This is a genomic window from Humibacter albus DSM 18994 (genome assembly GCF_000421825.1).
GTDB classification, from domain to species: Bacteria; Actinomycetota; Actinomycetes; order Actinomycetales; family Microbacteriaceae; genus Humibacter; species Humibacter albus.
Genome location: NZ_ATXT01000013.1, coordinates 15,271 through 30,506, shown reverse-complemented (window position 1 = coordinate 30,506; position 15,236 = coordinate 15,271). Strand labels below are relative to the sequence as shown.

10 protein-coding genes are annotated in these 15,236 nt (G+C 68.5%); 2 read left to right on the top strand and 8 right to left on the bottom strand.

What is annotated here, in order from left to right; all coding sequences use genetic code 11:
• Positions 1-37: 37 nt before the first annotated feature.
• The 4 genes from H623_RS0104915 to H623_RS17850 form a co-directional block, all read right to left on the bottom strand.
• Positions 38-1,576, bottom strand: a complete 1,539-nt coding sequence (locus tag H623_RS0104915; RefSeq protein WP_022899833.1) for an MmgE/PrpD family protein — start codon at positions 1,574-1,576, stop codon at positions 38-40.
• A gap of 67 nt (positions 1,577-1,643) precedes the next feature.
• Positions 1,644-2,162, bottom strand: a complete 519-nt coding sequence (locus H623_RS0104910) for a YbhB/YbcL family Raf kinase inhibitor-like protein (RefSeq protein ID WP_026939927.1) — start codon at positions 2,160-2,162, stop codon at positions 1,644-1,646.
• 176 nt (positions 2,163-2,338) lie between these two features.
• A complete protein-coding gene (locus tag H623_RS0104905) occupies positions 2,339-3,097 on the bottom strand; it encodes a polyprenol monophosphomannose synthase (RefSeq protein WP_022899831.1) in 759 nt (252 codons plus the stop codon).
• On the bottom strand, positions 3,094-4,875 hold the full coding sequence (locus H623_RS17850; protein WP_022899830.1) for a glycosyltransferase family 39 protein: 1,782 nt from the start codon (positions 4,873-4,875) through the stop codon (positions 3,094-3,096). Before H623_RS17850 ends, H623_RS0104905 begins: the two co-directional genes overlap by 4 nt.
• A 178-nt stretch (positions 4,876-5,053) precedes the next feature.
• On the opposite strand from H623_RS17850, the gene H623_RS0104895 reads away from it, so the two are divergent.
• A complete protein-coding gene (locus H623_RS0104895) occupies positions 5,054-5,977 on the top strand; it encodes an aldose 1-epimerase family protein (RefSeq protein WP_022899829.1) in 924 nt (307 codons plus the stop codon).
• Between the two features lie 109 nt (positions 5,978-6,086).
• On the opposite strand, the gene H623_RS17845 is transcribed toward H623_RS0104895, so the two are convergent.
• Positions 6,087-7,649: an LssY C-terminal domain-containing protein gene (locus H623_RS17845; RefSeq protein WP_084485732.1), complete on the bottom strand. Its 1,563-nt coding sequence runs from the start codon at positions 7,647-7,649 to the stop codon at positions 6,087-6,089.
• 192 nt (positions 7,650-7,841) lie between these two features.
• Here H623_RS17845 and H623_RS0104880 point away from each other — a divergent pair, with 192 nt between their 5' ends.
• Positions 7,842-8,288 (top strand): hypothetical protein, encoded by a 447-nt coding sequence (locus H623_RS0104880; protein WP_033371352.1) that lies wholly within the window; start codon positions 7,842-7,844, stop codon positions 8,286-8,288.
• 73 nt (positions 8,289-8,361) lie between these two features.
• Here H623_RS0104880 and H623_RS21660 read toward each other — a convergent pair whose 3' ends face one another.
• The 3 genes from H623_RS21660 to H623_RS0104865 form a co-directional block, all read right to left on the bottom strand.
• Entirely contained in the window at positions 8,362-8,652 is a 291-nt protein-coding gene (locus H623_RS21660; protein ID WP_157560882.1) for a hypothetical protein, read from the bottom strand.
• Between the two features lie 145 nt (positions 8,653-8,797).
• On the bottom strand, positions 8,798-13,138 hold the full coding sequence (locus H623_RS0104870; protein WP_022899825.1) for a DUF7507 domain-containing protein: 4,341 nt from the start codon (positions 13,136-13,138) through the stop codon (positions 8,798-8,800).
• Positions 13,139-13,593: 455 nt separating this feature from the next.
• On the bottom strand, positions 13,594-15,219 hold the full coding sequence (locus tag H623_RS0104865; protein ID WP_022899824.1) for a helix-turn-helix transcriptional regulator: 1,626 nt from the start codon (positions 15,217-15,219) through the stop codon (positions 13,594-13,596).
• Between the last annotated feature and the right edge of the window lie 17 nt (positions 15,220-15,236).

Below are 15,236 nucleotides of genomic sequence, written 5' to 3'. Positions count from 1 at the left end.
CAATCCCTGGCCTCTGCACTCGCTCAGGGAGCAGTCGTCAGAACAGGCCGCGAGGACTCTCGACCGACGCGAGGAGCCCGTGGCGAGCGCTGAAGCTCAGCCCGGGCAGCTCCTCGGCGGTGAGTTCGGGGAGCCGCTGCGCGACATCCAGGAACCGTTCGATCTCGGATGCCTCCAGTGCGTCCGCCGCCAGCGTGCGGAACTTGTTCACGTAGTCCTCGCGACCGAACGGGCGTGCGCCGAGCGGGTGGGCATCCGCTACCGCGATCTCCTCGACGATCTTCGAGCCGTCGGCGAACGTGATCTCCACGCGGCCGCCGAACGCCTGCTCCTGCGGGTCGAGGGAGTGGTAACGGCGCGTCCACTCTTCGTCCTCCTGCGTGCTGACCTTGCGCCACAGTGCGACGGTGTCCTCGCGCGAGGCACGCTCGGGCGAGTAGGACTCGACGTGATCCCACGCGCCGTCCTGCAGGGCGACGGTGAAGATGTACGGAATCGAGTGGTCGAGCGTCTCGCGCGACGCGCTCGGATCGTACTTCTGCGGGTCGTTCGCGCCCGAGCCGATCACGAAGTGCGTGTGGTGAGAGGTGTGCAGCACGATGCTCGCGACGCGTTCCTGGTCGTCGAAGATGAGCGGGTAGTCGTTGTGCAGCTTGCGCGCCAGGTCGATCCAGGCCTGGGCCTGGTACTCGGCCGAGTGCTCCTTGGTGAAGGAGTCGAGGATGGCGCGCTTCGGCTCCCCGAGGTCGGGCAGCGTCACGTCGTACACCGCGTCGGGCCCGTCCAGCAACCACGCGATCACACCATCCTCCCCCTCGTAGATCGGGGTGGGACTGGTCTCTCCGCGCATGGCGCGGTCCACCGACTCGATCGCCATCTTGCCGGCGAACGCAGGAGCGAACGCCTTCCAGCTGGAGATCTCGCCCTTGCGCGACTGTCGGGTCGCGGTCGTGGTGTGCAGGGCCTGGCCGATCGACTGGAAGATGGTGTCGGCATCCAGCCCGAGAAGCGTGCCGATGCCGGCGGACGCGGACGGACCGAGGTGTGCGACGTGGTCGATCTTGTGGGCGTGCAGGCTGATCGCCCTGGCCAGGTCGATCTGGATCTCGTAACCCGTCGCGATGCCCCGCACCACGTCGCGGCCGGTGAGTTCGCGCTCGGTGCCGAGATGCTGCGCCACGGCGAGCACCGGCGGGATGTTGTCACCCGGGTGCGAGTACTCCGCCGCCAGGAACGTGTCGTGGTAGTCCAGCTCGCGCACGGCCACGCCGTTCGCCCAGGCCGCCCACTCGACGCTCACGCGGCGGGCGGCATCCGTACCGAACACGCTCGACCCGCTACCGCCCACGGAAACCGGATGCGCGAGCGCCTGCGAACGCGCCGCCGCCACGGGATGCCTGAGCAGCGACGCCGCCGCGACCGCCGCGTTGTCGATCACCCGGTTGACCACCATGTCGGCGACCTCGTCGGCGACCTCGACCTGATCGGCCGCCACCTCCGCGATCTTCCAGGCGAGTTGCTCGGCGCGGGGAAGATCTTCGTCGCTGCGGTGCGTGCGTACGTGGGTCGTGTTCACCCTGTCGAACCTACCCGGCGATGGCGGAGATGTCCCCGCGCACACACGCCCTTCGGGGCTCGTCCCCTTAGACCTCGTCCGCGTACGACGCGGTCGGCACCATGACCGCGCGCGCCAGCGTATGGAAGTGCAGGTTGAAGCCGAGCACCGCCGGAGTCGACTCGGCGTCGAGGTCGAGAGTGTCGACATCCACGGCGTGCACCACCACGTAATAGCGGTGTACTCCGGTGCCCTCCGGCGGCTCGGCGCCGGTGAACCCCACCTGGCGCAGCTCGTTCTTCAGCTGAACGGCGCCGGTGGGAAGCGCCCCGCCGCTGCCCGCACCCTGTTCGAGCGACGTCACCGACGGCGGAATGTCATAGACCGCCCAGTGCCAGAAGCCCGAGCCGGTCGGGGCATCCGGGTCGTGGATGGTCACCGCGAAGCTCTTCGTCTCGGCCGGAAAGCCGCTCCACGACAACTGCGGTGACGTGTTGCCCCCGCTGGCGCGGTGCAAGGAGACGATGGGATGCCCGTCCGCGACATCCTCGCTGGTCACGCTGAACGACGGAACGGCTCCGAACCGCTCGTACGGGTCTTCGGCCACGATGCCCTCCTGCCTGCCGGCGCGTGGATGCGCCGCCCTTCGCAACATACGCCGCGTGCCCGAGGCCGTCGATGCCCGGCGTGCCTCGACGTCGCCGCGCCATCGCGCGGCGACGACATTCTCAGCGTCTTAGCCGGACGTGCGGGCAATAGGCGTGCTCAGACGACGGGCAGCGCTCAGGATCGCGACTGCGCGGTCGTCGGCTCCTTCGTGAACAGTCGGCGCAACCGAGTGGGCACCGATGCCACGGCCCATCCGGTCACGCGCAGCATCGCCTCGGCGACGATGGCGCCCGACATCTTGGAGCGACCGCGTTCCCGCTCCGCGAACGTGATCGGCACCTCGCGAATGCGCAGGCCCGCCACACGCGCGCGCCACAACATGTCGATCTGAAAGCAATAGCCCTGGCTGAGCACCGCATCAAGATCGATGCGGGCGAGCGCGTCGGCGGTGAAGACGCGATAGCCGCCGGTGATGTCGCGCACCGGCAGGCCGAGCGCGAAGCGCGTGTAGCCGCTGCCGCCGCGCGACAGCGTGCGCCGCCAGAACGGCCAGCCGACCACGTCGCCGCCGGGCACCCAGCGCGAGCCGAGCACCACGTCGGCGGTGCTCAGACCGTCGAGCAGGCGCGGGAGCTGCTCCGGACTGTGCGAGCCGTCGGCATCCATCTCCACGACAACGTCGTGACCGTTGCTCAGCGCCCAGCGCATGCCGTCGCGGTAAGCGGCGCCGAGGCCTTCCTTGCCGCGGCGGTGCAGCACGTGCACCCGGTCGTCGGCGGCGGAAAGGGAGTCTGCGATGTCACCCGTTCCGTCCGGCGAAGCGTCGTCGACGACGAGCACGGTTGCCTCCGGCACCGCGTTCCTGACGCGACCCACGATCCAGGCGACGTTCTCCGCCTCGTTGTAGGTCGGGATGATGACGGCCACGTTCACGACGCTGCTCCTTCCTTGAAAAGGTAGACCACATCCCTGTGCAGGGCGTAGCTCGTGCTGAGCGAGAAGCCCAGTGTGCGCAACTCGGCCATACGCTCGTGAAGGCCGTTCGAGCTCACCACGCCCTCTTTGTCGACGCCGCGGTATTCCACGAGCCAGACCCGCCCGTCGCCTGAACGCAGATGGTGGGCGGCGGCAGGGATGCTCTCGGTCGCGTCCCACAGTCCCGCTCGGTCGGTGTACGGCACCGTGAGCGTGGCGTCGACGACGTTCGCGAACTGGGCGGGATACAGGTGCATCGCCAGACGCGGCCGACGCGAGGGCCGGGTCGTCTCATCGAACACGATGTCGTCGCCCGGCCGCGAATGCTGCTGGATGACGGCCGCGATCTCGGCCCAGTCGCTTCCGCCGTTCATGGCGTACGGCCCGCGTTGCGCGACATACCCGGGCGCGGCGATCGTCGCGATGAGCGCGACCGCCATGACGGAGGCGATCGACCCTGCTCGCCAGGCGGCCGTGTGCGCGTGCCACAGGAACGCGACGCGACGAAGGCCCTCGCTCATCCGCGCGCGCGTCCCGAGGTCGTCACCCTGGCGTGGACTCGAAGCCGCGGCCCAGCGCTCTCCGCCCCACCGCGCCGCGCCGTCGATCGCGACCGCCAGCAGCACCGCGAGTGCCGGCGTCGCGAACGACATGTAGCGCACCGTGTAAGCGGGAGTCACGGCGTTCACCGCCAGCAGCGCCAACGGCGGCAGAGCAAGCCAAGCGGCGGCGAGGGCGAGGAGCATCGCACGCTGGCTGGAGAGCGTCCGCTCCGTGCCGCGCGCACGACGCACGAGCGCCATGACACCCGCCGCGATCAGTCCGAGCAGCATGGCCCACGCCACGATCGCAAGAGCCCAGTCCTTGTCGAACCACTGCGTCACGAAGAAGGAATAGGGATCGATGTCAGGACGACGACCCAGGAACGCGATCTGCCGGCGCTCGGAGTACGCGACCACGACGAGCGGCGACGCGAGAACGACGCCGACGACGGAAGCGACGAGCCAGCGCGCCCAGATCGCGCGGTCAGCCACCGCCATCGGCGACGCGGGCCGGCGGTGCAGGAGCGCGCGCAGTCTCTCGCGGAGGTGTGAGCGAGACATCCACAGCAGAACGGCTGCAAAGGTCAGTGCGAGCAGAACGAGGTAGAGAAAGACGTAGATGCAGGCGGCGAACGCCACGGCGAAGCCCGACCACGACGCCCAGCGCGCGACACGACGCTCGACGAGCCGCAGGAACAGCGCGGCGAGCCACACGGCGCACGCCGTGCCGAGCGCGTACGACCTCGCCTCGATGCCCATGTAGGTGGTGCGCGGCAGCACCGCGAACACGGCGGCCGCGAGCACCGCGAGCCGCAGACCGCCGCGACGACTGACGAGGACGACGATGCCTGCCGCAGCGACCCCGACGGCGAGCGCGCTCGGGAACCGGCTGGCGAGCGGGCTCGCCCCGAAGATGTCGATCCACACGTGCATCAGCGCGTAATACGTGCCGTGCACGGCGTCGACGCTGCCCAGTTCGGTCACGAGCGACGGCAGCGAACGCTGGGCGGACATGACGGTGGCGGCCTCGTCACCCCAGAACGACGGGATCCACGAGCCGAGCATCGAGATGAGGAACGCGACGAAGCCCAGTGCCGACGCCGAGGCGAACGTGGAGGGCGCCGTGCCCGCTCGCGGTGTGCGGTGCGGCTCCACTCGCTCGAGGTGGACCGAACCGACTCCGATGCTCGTCATGACGCCCCCGATCCGCCTCGGTCGCGCTTGTGCCGACCGTCAAAGCCCAGACCAGCCCGGCATTCTGGACGTTCTCCCGTCTGGGGGCGTACGGGGCGTGAACCTCCTCTCAGCCCGGCGCCACCTGTGCGGGACTTCAGCGAGGAAGCGCTTTCGGCACGTCCGGCAGAATGGAGCGGTGAGCATTCCCCTCTCCGGAAACCAGATCGAACTCGCCCACGGCGCCTACAGCGCCACGATCGCGAGCGTCGGGGCGTCGCTGCGCTCCCTGACCTACGACGGCCGAGACCTCGTGCTGCCGTTCGAAGCCGACGAGGTACGACCGAATTACCGGGGCGTCACACTCGCCCCGTGGCCGAACCGCATCGTCGACGGCCGCTACACGTTCGACGGCGTCGAGCAGCTGGTGCCGATCAACGAGCACGCCAGGGGCAACGCGCTGCACGGCCTGGTGGCGTGGCAGGACTTCTCGGTGCGCGACCGCGGCGACGACTTCGTGGAGTTGGCCACGACCGTCCAGGCGCAGCAGGGATATCCGCACCGTCTCGACCTCACCGTGCTGTTCCGCTTGGGCGACGAGGGCCTGTACACCGCCGTGACCGCCCGCAACACAGGAGCGAATGACGCACCGTTCGGAACCGGCCCGCACCCCTACCTGGTGGCCGGCGCCGGCCACGCGGACGACTGGACGCTCACGCTGCCGGCAGCGCAGGTGCTGACCGTCACGCCCGACCGCCTGGTGCCGGTCTCGCTCGAGGATGTCTCCACCGAGCAGGCGGGCGCGTTCGACTTCCGCACACCGCGCGTCATCGGCGACGTGTTCATCGATCACGCGTTCACGGCGCTGTCGAGGGATGCCGGGGGCGTGGCATCCGTCGAGCTCCTCGCCACCGACGGTCGGGGTGTCTCCATGCGGTGGGACACCGCCTGCCCGTGGGTGCAGGTGCACACCGCGGACCAGCCGGATCCATCGCAGAGCCGTCTCGGCCTCGCCGTGGAGCCGATGACCTGCCCGCCTGCGGCGTTCAACTCGGGCACGGATCTCATCGTGCTGCAGCCCGGCGAGTCCACCACCGCGGGCTGGACGATCAGCGCGATCTGAAAGAGACCAGCGCTCTGATGATCAGCGCGCCCTGATAAGCCCATTCCGATCAGCCCATTCCGATCAGCGCGTTCCGATCAGCGCGCTCTCATCGGCGCGTCCGGGCCGCTCACGCCGCCGCGTTCGGATGCCGCTTCGCCCAACGACGCTCGAAGCGCAGGTACCTGATGCGCCGGGTCCACGCGCTCGCGCTCGGCGACGACAGCGCGAAGAGCACCAGGATGTCCAGCGGCAGACCCAGCAGATCCGCACGCAGATTCACCTGCGGCCCGCCGTTGAAATAGTCGACGGCCGCGGCGAGCACGGAGATCGCGCTGATCGTCATGGCGAACAGCCGCGCCCAGTTGCTGCCGCGGAACATCAGGGTGATGAGCCCGATCTGCACGAGCAGGCCGATGATCACGACGACGAGCGACGTGACCGCGATCCCGACCGCGAGGCTGCGGATCACCGACGCGGGAAGACCGGTGAGCTCGGCAGAGACCGACTTCAGGTTGGCTGTCCAGTGCAGCGAGATCGCGGTGACGTAGACGATTCCGGCGATCGCGCGCAGGGCGAGGAGCCCCGCGCCGAGGCCGATCGAGGCGGGCCGGCGATCCGCGGCAGCCTCGACGACGTCGGCATCGGCCGTGAACTTCGGCTTCGGCGCGACGCCCGTGAGGTCGACGATCGGCAGGTCGCCGTCGGTGATGATCGAGTCGCCACCGCCGTTGCGGGCGTGGTAGCCCGTCGAGAAGTCTTCGATCACGCCGAGCCGCACCGCGGCATCCGACTCCTTCACCGTGTCGACGACGTGATTGCGCTCGATGTCGGTGTTCGCGTCGATCTTGTGCGTGACCTGCATGGTGAACAACGAGAGACCGACGCGGCGGTCGAACGTGGCCGCACCCAGCCAGTCCGCGCGCGCGCCGCCCGGCAGGCGCCAATCGGAGGGGCAGCGCCAGAAGCGCACATGATGTCGCTTCGCCGGGTTTCCGCGCACTTCCTGCTGGAACGCGAAGTCCTGCTGGCGCCCGAACAGCAGCAGCGGGCTCACCGGCGCCTCGTCGTAGCTGCGGCGCAGCACGGTACTCGACACGATGCGCCAGCTCGAGCGGAACGTGACCGGATCAGCGGGCGTCCAACCGGCATCCGCCATGGCCGACTCGAGCTGCGCCTGGCTTCCCAGGACCGCGAGATTGATCGGGTCGCCGAGCAGGCCATCGCTCGTGCGGGCGCGCCCGATGAAGTAGTTCGGCACGTAGATGCGCGTCAGGATCGTGTGCAACCGCGGGAGCACCAGGTAGGCGAGCAGTGCCCAGAACAGCACGAAGAAGAGGATCAGCCACCAGCCCCAGCTGAAGCTCTCGGATGCCAGCAGCCAGGCGAGCCAGATCGCCGCCAGCAGGGCGAGCAGAAAGCACGCGTAGTCGATGAGCCTGCTGACGCGGAACCGAATGCGGCGTGCTGGACGCTTGAGAGGCTCGCCGGTCGCGTCGGCGGCCACTACGGGAGCACCGGGGACGCGGGCGGAAACCCCGGCGTCGCGGGCGAAAGCATCGGCGGCCGGTACGGGAGCATCGGCGGCCGCGGCGGGGAGAACGACGTCACCGGCATCATCCCTGCGCACGTCGAGCGCGGGCTCGCTCGCCGTGCGTGCGTCGTCGACGCGCTCGTCTCCCCCGGCCGGCATGCGCCCATGGTAGGCGTAGCGGGCCGGGACGGACTCGACCGGCGCGGGTGAGATCGGCTCGGCCACCGTGCCCGGAGCCGCGCGGCGAGTAGGCTCGCGCGTGTCACGCCGGTTCTCGTCGGAACGCTGATACGACTCGGGCGACACGATCGGGGCGCTTCGGGTGCGCCCGTTCTGCGAGGGGGATTCGATATGAGCACTGCAGCACCCGTGAGACGGCCGGGCGCGGTCACGGCCGCGTACGTCATCTGGCTGATCGGAGCGATCATCTCGCTCCTCGGCGCGATCTTCGCGCTCGTCATCGGTATCTTCGCGCTGACCATCGGTGCGGTCGCCGCGGGCCTCGGCGGGGCAGCGGCGGGAGCGATCATCCTGACGCTCGCGATCTTCGTGTTCATCATCGCGATCATCGAGCTGATCATCGTCAGCCGCATGCGCGCCGGACGCAACTGGGCTCGGGTGGTGCTCACCATTCTGGGGGCGCTGTCCATCGCGAGCACGATCGTGCAGTGGGCGCAGAACACGAGCAACGCGGGCACCGGCGTCGGCAGCGCGATCTCTGTCGCCATCGTGCTGCTCGCGATCATCCTGATGTACGTGCCGACCGCGAACGCGTACTTCGCCGCAGGCCGCCGCTAGGCGTACTCGGCGGTAAGGCGAGCCGAGGCGACGTCGAGGCGAGCCGCCCCTCAGACGAGCCGGCCGGGCGCGCTCAGCCGACCCCGGAGAGCACGCACATCGTCGGGACCGCCGGCCTGGAGGCGCCGGATGCCTTCCACGCGCGCGTCGCTCCTCCCGGCACGTCCAACTCGGTCTGCGCCGCGCCCAGCACGGTGGCGCTCTTCGACGTGAAGAACACCGTGATGCGGTACGCGCGTTCCTGGGACGACTGGTTGTGCACCGTTCCGCCCGCGCGCCACCCGTTCTTCGCCGGCGAGCACGATGTGAGCGCGACGTCTTTGCGGGCTGATGGATCGTTCGGCACCGAGCTCGGTATCGCCACGGCAGTGGTCCGCGTGGTTGCGTGCGCCGCGGTCGGCGTCGCCGTGTGCGGAGAGTTCGTGCGCGGCGACGAGCATGCGCCGAGCGACAGGAGAGCGAGGCCCGCGACCAGCGCTGCGCTCAGCAGTGCGGTCGCAGGCCGACGATCACTCCTCCGCATTCCGGCGTCGACGGCGCATCAGCACGATGGCGACGCCGAGCAGTGCGATGCCGCCGGCGGCAGAAGCCGGCGCGACCAGCGCGGACCCTGTGTCGGCCAGGCCGACGGCCGGTGTCGCTGGCGCATCGATCTCCACCTTGACGGTGTCGCTGTTGGACGCCACCGGAGCGGATGCCGCGGTACCGGTCGCGACGGCCGTGTCATCGAACGAGGGCAAGCGCAGGTCGGAGCCCGTCACCGTGTAGGTCGCGGTGCAGTCCACCGCGGCACCAGGCGCGAGTGAGGATGCACCGCTGGGGCACTGGATCGCGGAGAGCGTTCCGTTGGCGGTGTACGCCTTCGTCTGCACGGCCACACCGTGGACAGTGACATTGCCCTTGTTGACGATGTGGAAGGTGTAGACCACCCGCTGCCCGACGCCGGTGACCGTGTGGACATCGGTGGTGGTGTGGAGCGTCAGCAGGGCGCTCTGCACGATCGCGACCGAGGCTGTCGAGGCCGGGGAGACCACCGACTGCGGCTGCGCACCCGGGGCGGTTCCGATCGCTGTCGCCGTGTTCGTGATGACGCCCGCGTCGACATCATCCTGGGTCACCGTGTACGTGGCCGTGCAGGTCATGTCTGCGGTCGGTGCCAGTCGATCGGTCGGACACACGATGCTCGAGAGTGCTGCCGAGCCGGTGAACGCGCCCTCATCGATTCCCACTCCGCCGAGAGTGACGTTGCCGGTGTTCTCGACGAGGAAGTCGAAGGTCACATCGTCCCCCGCTTCGCCCACTGTCGCCGGCGAAGCCGACTTGGTCAACGTCAGCGCGGGATGCTGCTCGACCGTCACAGTGGCGTCCGACGGCGCGGAGATGATGGAGCCGTCCGACGGGTCGAGCGCGACAGCGCGTGCCGTGTTGGTGACCGTTCCGGCGTCGATGTCGCCCTGGGTGACCGCGTAGTCGGCGTGGCACGTGGTCTGGTCGCTGGGAAACAGCGTGGTGTCGTCGCAGCTGATCGCTCCGAGTTGCCCGGTGCCGCTGAACGACTCGTCGTCGATGTTCAGACCGTGCAGCGTCTGGTTTCCGGTGTTCTTCACCGTGAAGGTGTAGGTCACGGCGTCACCGGCGGCATCCACCGTCTTCGGTTGCACGGTCTTGTCGAGCGTGAGCGAGTTGGCGATCGCGACGTTCACGGCGACCTCGTTCGACAGGTTCACCAGGGCGCCGCCGGTCGGAGGTTGACTGGTCACCGTCGCCTGGTCCTTGATGACACCGTGATCGAGGTCCGCCTGGCGAGCCCGATACGTCGCCGTGAACTCGGCCACCTGGCCGGGAGCGAGCGATGTGCTCGCACCGGAGCAGGCTGCGGCCGGATTCGACAGCGACACGCAGGTGGCATCCGGCGGGACATCGCCCGCGGCGGCGTCGGTGAACGCATCGGTGACGTGCACTCCGGTGAGCGGGACCGCCGTGTTGTTCGTCACCTCGAACGTGTAGGTGATCGCGTCCCCGGCGCCGGAGATGCTCGCCGTGCTCGCCGACTTCACGATCTGCGGCTGCGATTGCGCCGTCTGCAGTCCGGTGAGCGATGACTCGGCGGCGCCGAGCATGTCGTCCCCGGCATAGACGTTCGTGCCGACGCTGTTCCAGGCCTTCGCTCCCTGCGCGGCGCTCGGTGTCGTGACGTCATAGGAGACGCTGAACGTGTTCGGCGCGCTCGAACCACTGACTCCGATCTCGCCGGAGTACATGATCCTCAGCGCCGTCGTGTTCGCGATGGGCGACGGGGCGGTGGTCGACCAGTCGTCCACGCATCCCGGGTCGGAGGCCAGCACCTCGGGCCGGCAGGGATTTGCCGCGGTCGAGTACGCCACGGTGACCCCCGACGGCAAGACGGCCACGTCGGAGAGAGAGACGGCGAATTGCGACCCGCGCGGCGTCGTCGAGGTCGCCTCCGTGTCGCCCACGCGCGGCAGCAGGTCGTACATCACCGGGTCGTGCAGGTTCGACTGCCCGGTGTTCGTGAAGGTCACCGTGTAGGTCGCCGTGCCCCCCGTCGGGCTCACGTCGCCCACACCACCTGATCCGATGGCCGTCGCATCGAGGTTTCCCTGCACGGTCTTGTCCACGCTGAAGGCGGGGTTGACGGGCGTCACCTTCAACGGCGCGGAGTAGCCGCAGTAGTTGCCGGCGATCGGCGTTCCGTTCGTGTCCAGCTGGTCATCCGCGGTCGGAGCCATGGGTGCGACCTGCACGTGCGCCGACGAGTAGTTGTCGAAGTAGCACATCGTGATCGGTCCGCCGTAACCGACGGTGACATCGTTCTGGTAGGTCCCCGCGCATCCGGCCTCGAGCGAGACGCTGATGGCGTTTCCGCCGCGAAGCTCGTAGTTGCCGGGAACCTGTGCGAGACCCGACGGAATGGCCCAGCTCAGGAGGGTGCGTCCCGTGCCGTTGTAGTCGGCCTGCTGCGTCGGCGTGACCACCGATGAAGTGTAGGTGTGCCCGTTGTTGCCCTTGAGCGTGAACGCCATGCTCGTGCCGGCGAAGCCGGTCGCACCCTTCGGCGCCAGGTAGTCGACATAGATCGCTTGCGACGGCGCACTCGCGATCTCGATACGGTCGGTCAGCGACGAGTTCGACGGATTGTTCAGCGAGACCGTCTCCACGCACGCCCCGCTGTACCGGCTGCTGAGTCCCGGATACACGATGGTGCCGCTCGGAGACTGCGGATCGACGACGAGGAGCGAGGCCGTGCTCGTGATGGGGTCGGAGACCGGTGAGGACCCGCCCGACTGGTACGGCACCGAAGTCAGCGTGTTGCCGAGCAGTGTGTCCGGGCTGACGCTCGACGACGCATAGCCCTTCACGCGGAAGGTCATGGTGGCCGCGGAGTTGTTCCCCTCCTCCATGAAGGCCGGGATGTCGATCTCGGAGACCACGGGAGAGGCCGGGATGCTCCAGCCGGTGCCTGCCGTGTAGGCCACGGTGCCGGTCGTGCCGTCTGCGTAGAGGAGCGTGATGGCATCGCCGGTCGTCGGCGTGAAGCCGCTCGCGGTGATCAGCACCGGGACGAACCCGGGCTGGGCGCACGCGGTGCCGGGCTCATTGCTCGCGGCCACTCCGCCCGACACGTCGTCGAGGCACGGCAACGGATCGCTGAGGTCGTAGCTGATGCCGGCGTTCACCGTCGCCGGGACGGTCTTCACAGCGAGATCGAATTCGGACGGCGATCCCGATGCATCCCAGTCGCCCGGATAGGTGTACGGATACGTGCGGTTGTCTCCGGAGAAGACATACTGTCCCGCGTTGCCGATCGTGCTCGTGAGTGCACTCTTGGTCGCGGTCGTCTGGATGTCCGTCACGGTGGTGCAGGCCGGTCCGGCCGAGGAGCTGTCGGCCACTCCGTCGAGGTATGTGAAGGTGGACGACGCGCTGTTGCAGACGGTGTCTCCCACGGTATCCGCCACGCCCGCGGTCGACGCCGTTCCCTGCACCGTGATCACTATCGCGTTGCTGACGTTGAGCGGCGGGTCGGCGCAGTCGGAGCCGTCGCCGTCATAGCTGAACGTGCCGCCGCTCGTTCCGACGGCCGGCGGTGTGATGGTTCCGTGCAGCCCGTTGCGCAGGGTGTACCCGGTGTAGGTGAAGTTCGCCGGAAGCGGGTCCGAGATATGGAGGGCCGACAACCCGATGTCGCCGACATAGTCGGCGTTCGCACCGCACAAGAAGGAGAGTGAGAAGGCGAAGCTTCCGCCGGTCAGCGCCCGGGCGGGTGCTGACTTCTGCAGGCTGTCGTTGTGCCCGGCCGTCACCGTCAGTACGACGGGATCGCCTGTGCTGCTGGCCGAGTTGCTGCTGGTCAGCGTCGGAGTGATCGTCGCCTGTGCACCGTTCAGCGTCGTGTATTCCGGCGCACGCACGGTGAACGCGCACTGGGAGGTTCCGGTTGGAATGGTGCCGTAGCCGAACGACACGACTCCCCCGGTCGCGGTCATGCTCGGACAGGTGCCCTGCGTGATCCAGGACGCGAAGTCGCTCACGGGACCGTCGCCGGTGATCGCGGTGCTCGGAAAACTGACGACCGTGTCGGTGCAGCCACCGGTCGTGCTGCACGACACGGTCAGCGTGTCGGTCACCGACACGTTGCTCTGCACGGTTGTCGCCGACGGCGAGATGGAAACGGATGCTCCGGCCGCGAACGCAGGTTCCCCGAACGTGAGCACACCGCCCGCGACGAGGGCCAGCACGGCCAGAGTGCCCGAGATCAGCCGAACCGGCCTGATCCACAGGCGCTCGATCACCGATCGATACTGCCGAGCATTGCCACGCGCGCTCATGCGCTTCCTTCCCCCACGATGGACGGCAGTCGCGCGAACATGGCGGACTCACCCTCCCCGCTCCTGCATCTGGCAGCTTCGAAGACAGACGGGACCGCGTGACACCCCGCATTAGGGGGGTAGCCCGGTCGGTCCGAGACTCGAGGGTGCACCGTTCGCCCGAGCCCCGATCCGCAGGAAATCAACGCAATAGCGCACACGGACATCCTTGGATCACCCACGGGTTACAGAGGATGAATCGGGGTGCACCGCCAGGCGGAATCCATCGATTTCGGGTGACGGCCGCGCGCCGCAGACGAGATCACCGTCGACAGGAGGTGAGATGACCGTCGATCCCGTGGCGCCATCCGCGGGAAACTCGGCGGGGCCCGACCTCAATGCGTCAAGCTCGGTCGCCGAGCACGGCCGCGCGGTTGCCCGGTGAGCAAGTCGATCGGAACAGGGACTCCGGTGCGCTAACCCGCGTCGAATCGGCGCTCCACCGGAGAGGCGTCGATCAGTCCGAGTTCGGTCGCTCGGCCGATGGCGTCGGCGCGGCTCGTGACCCCGAGCTTGCGATAGAGCCGATGCACGTGGCTCTTCACCGTGTTCGCCGAAAGGAAGAACTGCTGGGCGAGCACCGCCGGCGCTTTGCCGTCCGCCAGGCCCACCAGCACTCGCTTCTCCATCGTGCTCAGCCGGATCAGGTCGAGACTTGTCGGGTACACGTCGGGCAGCCGTGACAGGAACGGCTCGAGCTCACTCGATCGCGATCGTGCGGCGACGCGCAACAGATCGGAACGGGACACGGCGACCAGGCCCCGGGCGTTCCTGGTCACGCGTACGGTGCGGACGGCCTGGTCGAATGCGGCCTCCGCGCTCGCGAAATCGCCGAGTCTCTGATGGGCCGCGGCGCGGACGACGAGAAGCTGCAGCTGGGGTCCCGATGGCACGATTCCTTCGTCGAGAGCATGACGGGCGCGTCCGACCGCTGCTTCCAGGCGCCCGGTCAGCAGCTCGAGACGGGCGCGGCCGGCGACGAGCAGCGGATGGTCCGGGCTGTGTGACAACACCATGCTCGCCCGCTCTGTCGCGCCGACTGACAGCAGCAGGTCGACTTCGTCGGCCTCCAGGAGGAAGCGGGTGTGGATGTCTTCCCGGAGCCAGCGCGCGAATGCCTGCCGGTGCCGGCGCAGTCTCGCGAGCGCCGCCCGACGATCGCCCCAGAGCAGGTCATAGCGTGCTCTGACATGTTCGATGATCGAGGACCACCCGGGTTCGTGTGTGAGCGCGAGCCGTTGGTGGTCCAGGCCGCCGTTTCGAGCCAGCTCCCCCATCACTTCAGCGGCCGCAGGCTCGTCGAGGGTCGCCATGCTTCGCATCAGATCGACGATCGCCAGGCTCAAGCCGATCTGCGATCGGATCCAGTCCGAGTGATCGGTGAGATCCGCGATCGTGTTCCGCCAGTGCTCCGCCTCGGTCACATCGCCGAGGAGCGCGGCGATGAGGGCGAGCTTGGACGCGGCATCCGCGTGCACGTGTGCCCGCTGCGACATCGGGGACGTCGCCACGGCCTCCACGAACGAGGACCTGGCTTGTTCGGGTTCTGACCCGAGCAGACGGGTGATGCCGATCTGCAGGTGAGCCACGGGAGTCTGTTCGTTGATCTCCTCGGGCCGAGTGACGCTGCCTACGCGGATCAGCGTCTCTGCGAGGTCGGAGAAGAGAATCGCCTGGTGAAACGCACCCTGCAACCGGTGCGCGACCATCAGGACGATGGCCGTGCCGAGCGCCTCGCTCAGACCGGGCCCGCTCGCAAGCGCGATCAACTCGCGGTGTGCAGCGGGAAGCGGGCCCGGCGAGCTCGGAAGCTCGATGTCCACCTCGGACCACACCTGGCGGAAGCGGATGCTGCGTATCGCGATCCACCGCGGATCCGCGTCGCTGACCTGCGGCGGGACCTCGGCAAGCACCCGGTCGAGGTCGGCGATCGAGGACTCGAGCAGAGAACCCCAGAACCTGAAGAAGAGCCTCGAGACCTCGTCCCACCGTCGCCGATCCAAAGCCTCGCGAAGCGCGACCACCGCCTCGGCTGCGTGCATGCTCGCTCCCCGACGCG

Excerpts from the sequence above, each read along its gene's own strand:
- H623_RS17845 (WP_084485732.1), bottom strand. The coding sequence starts at position 7,649 with ATGCCGGCCGGGGGAGACGAGCGCGTCGACGACGCACGCACGGCGAGC.
- H623_RS0104870 (WP_022899825.1), bottom strand. The coding sequence starts at position 13,138 with ATGAGCGCGCGTGGCAATGCTCGGCAGTATCGATCGGTGATCGAGCGC.
- H623_RS0104865 (WP_022899824.1), bottom strand. The coding sequence starts at position 15,219 with ATGCACGCAGCCGAGGCGGTGGTCGCGCTTCGCGAGGCTTTGGATCGG.
- H623_RS0104880 (WP_033371352.1), top strand. The coding sequence starts at position 7,842 with ATGAGCACTGCAGCACCCGTGAGACGGCCGGGCGCGGTCACGGCCGCG.
- H623_RS17850 (WP_022899830.1), bottom strand. The coding sequence starts at position 4,875 with ATGACGAGCATCGGAGTCGGTTCGGTCCACCTCGAGCGAGTGGAGCCG.